This window comes from Bacillus sp. JJ722, from assembly GCF_036963345.1.
Classification (GTDB): domain Bacteria; phylum Bacillota; class Bacilli; order Bacillales; family DSM-1321; genus Bacillus_AD.
This window is the reverse complement of record NZ_JBALMO010000244.1, coordinates 1-4,395: the sequence shown is the minus strand read 5'-3', so window position 1 is coordinate 4,395 and position 4,395 is coordinate 1. Positions and strand designations below refer to the sequence as shown.

At 31.6% G+C, this 4,395-nt stretch carries 4 protein-coding genes and 1 pseudogene; all 5 read left to right on the top strand.

Features of this window, described 5'->3' with window-relative positions; genetic code table 11:
- Positions 1-308 (top strand): annotated as a pseudogene (locus V7014_RS22670) (hypothetical protein); the annotation flags it as partial.
- A 218-nt stretch (positions 309-526) separates the two neighbouring features.
- Entirely contained in the window at positions 527-868 is a 342-nt protein-coding gene (locus V7014_RS22665) for a PadR family transcriptional regulator (protein ID WP_335510599.1), read from the top strand.
- A complete protein-coding gene (locus V7014_RS22660) occupies positions 865-1,365 on the top strand; it encodes a hypothetical protein (protein WP_335510597.1) in 501 nt (166 codons plus the stop codon). The genes V7014_RS22665 and V7014_RS22660 overlap by 4 nt, the downstream gene beginning before the upstream one ends.
- 20 nt (positions 1,366-1,385) lie before the next feature.
- A complete protein-coding gene (locus V7014_RS22655) occupies positions 1,386-2,837 on the top strand; it encodes a serine hydrolase domain-containing protein (protein WP_335510594.1) in 1,452 nt (483 codons plus the stop codon).
- A gap of 653 nt (positions 2,838-3,490) precedes the next feature.
- Positions 3,491-4,395: DUF4240 domain-containing protein (locus V7014_RS22650; RefSeq protein ID WP_335510592.1), on the top strand; the 905-nt coding region annotated here is incomplete at its 3' end.

The following is a 4,395-nucleotide window of genomic DNA, read 5'->3' as shown; positions in this document are numbered from 1 at the left end:
TTGATGTTAAACCAACATTATTGCATTTGCTGGGAATTGATACAAAGGGTAATATTGAATTTGGATCAGATGTATTCTCTGAAGATAACTTAGAATTCACGGTCTTACGTGATGGAAGTTTCATTACAAAAGATTATGTGTATACAAGAGAAAAGCTATACGATAAGAAAACAGGTGAGCAAATTGAAGATACAAGCCTCGTAGAACCATATATAGAAAAAGCAAAAAAAGAACTGGAACTCTCTGATAGGGTTATCTACGGTGATTTACTTCGATTCGACGATGAAAATAAATATGAATCTAAATAACAAGAAGCGGTTTCTTATTGAAACCTCTTGAAAGTTCATTGATTAAGTTATGGGCATGGGCTCGGTAATATACCGGTCTCATGCTTTTTTTGCCTTCATGAGCGTCAAAAAATCATTTTAAAAAGGGATAAAAAAATAGGTTAATTGCAAAACAATTTATTATTGTTAGAATTATATACTTGAAAGAAGTATATAATTCTGTTAGTTAAATTTATCCTATGGATAGAACAAGTTTAATTAAAGGTCACTTAGAAATGTGTGTATTATCGATTTTGTCAAAAGGAAAAAGCTATGGTTATGAAATTATGAAAGAGTTAGAAAAACACAATCTAAAATTGAAAGGAGTAGGAAGCATATATCCCATTTTGACTAAGCTTAAGGATCAAGAATGGGTCGATACTTCTCGTGAAATGACAGAAAGTGGAAAGGTTAGAGTGTATTATGAAATCAATGAGAAAGGGAAATTGTATTTACAAATAAAAATTAATGAGTGGTTAGAGTTACAAAAAGATATAAAGTCCCTATTGCAAGAAGGTTTGAAAGGAGATCTTTTGGAATGAACAGTGAAATGAGCATAGCAGAAAAACATTTTTTAAATGAAGTTCTTGAAGAGCTAAAGGAATATCAAATAAGTTCAAAGGATAGAAGAAATATTAAACAGCAGATTTTAGAACATATTCAAGAATCTCGTGAACACGGTGAAGATGGTATATATGAATTAGGTGATACAACAACATTTGTTAAAGACTTCTTAGAAATTAATGGAATAGATCTACATTCTGAAATAAAACAGATACGAAAGACTAAAAGTAGAACAGGATTTTTATTTGCAATAGGTATTTTCACATTAATCGGTACCTACCTTGGCTCCCAGCTAATATTATCTATTTTTTTAACAGATTCATTTAGTCCGTTAAATACCAATGATTCGTTTGACTATAACATCTTTTATCGGATATCAGATAATTCGTGGTGGAATGCCATATTAATGATCTCTAGCATTTCTATTTCTTTATTAGTTGCCATGCTTGTTATGTTCTTTGTGAAAAAAAAATAAAAATCAGGAGAAAACATTTAATGAAAATAGTCTCAATTTTCACAAAATATATATTGGTAAGTTTCTTATTATTTTCATTTACTCTTTTTCTACCAATCTCACAAATCTCAGCAGAACAAAACATCAAGACAAAATTAGACACTTATATAGAAAACTTTTTAGAAGAATATCGGATTCCGGGAGCTTCAATTGCTATTGTCCATGAAAATGATATTTTTTACTCAAAAGCATGGGGCGTAACGGGAGAAACCGAGGAAAAAGTAACAACTAAAACGCCTTTTACTATTGGATCGATAAGTAAATCATTAACCGGATTAGCTATAATGAAGTTAATGGAAGAAGGTATGGTCGACCTTGAGGACCCAGTTCAAAAGTATATCCCATGGTTTACACTAAAAGATAAAAAGGCAGCATCTCAAATTACAATTAAACATTTACTTACTCATACAAGTGGAATCAGTACATATTCTGGTCTATTAATATCAGACAGAGAATCTAAAAATTTTGATGCAATCAAGAATAATGTAAAAGATCTATCAAAAGTTGAGCTTACTGCACCTCCAGGAGACAAATATCACTATAGTAATGCGAATTTTCTGATACTAGGCACTCTCATCGAAGAGGTTACCAACAAAACATATTCTAAGTACATGGAACAGGAAGTATTTTTACCATTAGGCATGAAAAATGCAGCAGCTGATAATGATACTGCTTATAATAGAGGATATTTAGCAGGTTATCAGTCGTGGTTAGGATTTCCGGTTAAAAGTTCGGTAACATATGATAATGGAGGAGCACCATATGGATACATAGCCGCAAGTGCAGAAGATATGGTTCAATACATAAAATTCTTAAGTCAGCAAGAAAACAAAACGTTTTTAAATGAAGATACGATGAATCTCTATGTATCTCCTCAAGTTCAAACTGGTGAAGATCGCTACTATAGCCTTGGTTTAAGAATCACAAATCCAGATTCTAAGGACAGAATGATTTGGCATTCAGGTTCAACTCCTGATTCACATGCAGAACTGTTTTCCATACCTGAAACAGGTTGGGGTGGAGTGATTCTTACTAATAAAAATCATACTTTCGAAGAATATCAACTTGTATATCTCAAACAAGGGATAATAAATATATTAAATGGTGATGATCCAGTTGAAATACCTCCATATAATTCGATAATCCAGCTAGTTACAATAGTAATTGTAAGCCTACTTTTTGTAATGTTCATTTATCAATTAATAAAGATTAAATCAGGCAAAGTCCGTAAAAGAATTGCATGGCGTATCTCTGGATTCATTTGTTTGCTGCTAGCAATTGCTGTCATTCCGTTGCTAACTTATATAGTGGCGTCACCATGGCATACTATAAAAGTATTTACTGCTGATATGGCATTCCTCATGATCATAATGGTGTCTCTATTGGCATTGAATGGTTTACTATCAGTATATATTTCATTTAAAGACAAATAGAAAAAGGCTATTAACAAATATTAAGATGACACTTCCTAAACTGATAAATAAATAGGAAGTGTCTTTTTTATACGAAAATCTATAATAAAAGTATATAATTCAGACTTTTATTTTTTATAAATACTCTGCTGATTATGAAACATATTCTAATGTGGAATCGTGGAAGTTATAGAAGTATTAAGGATACATAATTCGGTTATATTCTAATATTTATTCAACATTTGAAGGTTATTCGGAATTAGAGGCAATTTTAATCTGTGTATGGATATTATCCTCTATAAATAGACAGTATAAAACCGCTACAAGTAATTGTAAGTGGTACACTACTATTTATAGGTGATTTTATAGTGTCAAGAAGAAATTATCACTCAGATGAGTTAAGTAGTTCGTAGTTATTTGAAGGGTGAAGGGAGTTATATAACATGGGCGAATCGATATGGATTAAAAAGCAAAACACAGCTTGAAAAATTAAGTGAAATGGTATAAACCAAAAGGTACTGTTTAAATATGAGGGAGAATGGTCTAGGTGGAAGAGGGATTCCTAACCCATTGAAGGAGGATTTAAACCTGACGATTATTTAGACTTACGAGAAGGTAAACATGTAACTTCAAAGCCTCTACTAAAAATGATATAAGTTAGATAGGAGACAAATATGAAGAGTAAGAATCCAAAAATTGATAGGGGCGATATTTATGCTGTTCAATTACAAAAAGGTAAGTGGGGAGCAGGTAAGTGGGGAGCCTATAAAGTATTAAGAAAAGATTATGGATCGTTTTTATTAATGTTGACAGACTATTATGATGATAAGATTCCAACATTAAATGACCCTGAAATATATGAGTTTTTTAAAGATCCTGCTTTCCAAGATCCTGACAATATTGATCCTACTATAGCTGTAGATGAAGTTGATACTTACTTATTATGGGTTGATGGGTATCCTTCTGAAAATTTCAAAAAAATTGGTACAGTAGCATTAACAAAAGAAGAAGAGGAAATGGAATGCTCTTTATTCGGAGGACCTTGGAAGTATTCCATACCAATAACTCCAGTCATAAGAGAAATGCAGTTGAATGGAATTGGTACACTTGATGAAATTTTTGACTTACTGAATGAAAGTGATACCGAAAGTAAAACAGAATCTTATCCGATGATGGAGGAACTTCAATTTTGGAGTTTTATTGATTTATTGCAAGGAAAACGGAATAAACCCATTAAAAAGAATGTAAATAGTGTAATAAAAAAATTACGTGAAGAACCTTTAGATAAGATTTATTCCTTCGCTGAAACATTGAGCCATAAACTATTCCTACTGGATACACCAACTCATGCTCAACAATTACAAAATAATGAACAATATTTCTCACCTGATGCATTCTTATATGCAAGATGCGCAGTTGTAGCTTCAGGACAAGCTACATTTGAAAATATTTTGCAAAATCCACATTTATTAGACCTAAACATGGATTTCGAAGATTTATTAACAATTGCTTCTAAAGCTTATGAGAGAAAAATGGATGATTTCTTTTATTATGTTACTAATATGATTATGAAACATAT

Coding starts and splice junctions, on each gene's coding strand:
- V7014_RS22660 (WP_335510597.1), top strand. CDS start 865: ATGAACAGTGAAATGAGCATAGCAGAAAAACATTTTTTAAATGAAGTT.
- V7014_RS22655 (WP_335510594.1), top strand. CDS start 1,386: ATGAAAATAGTCTCAATTTTCACAAAATATATATTGGTAAGTTTCTTA.
- V7014_RS22665 (WP_335510599.1), top strand. CDS start 527: ATGGATAGAACAAGTTTAATTAAAGGTCACTTAGAAATGTGTGTATTA.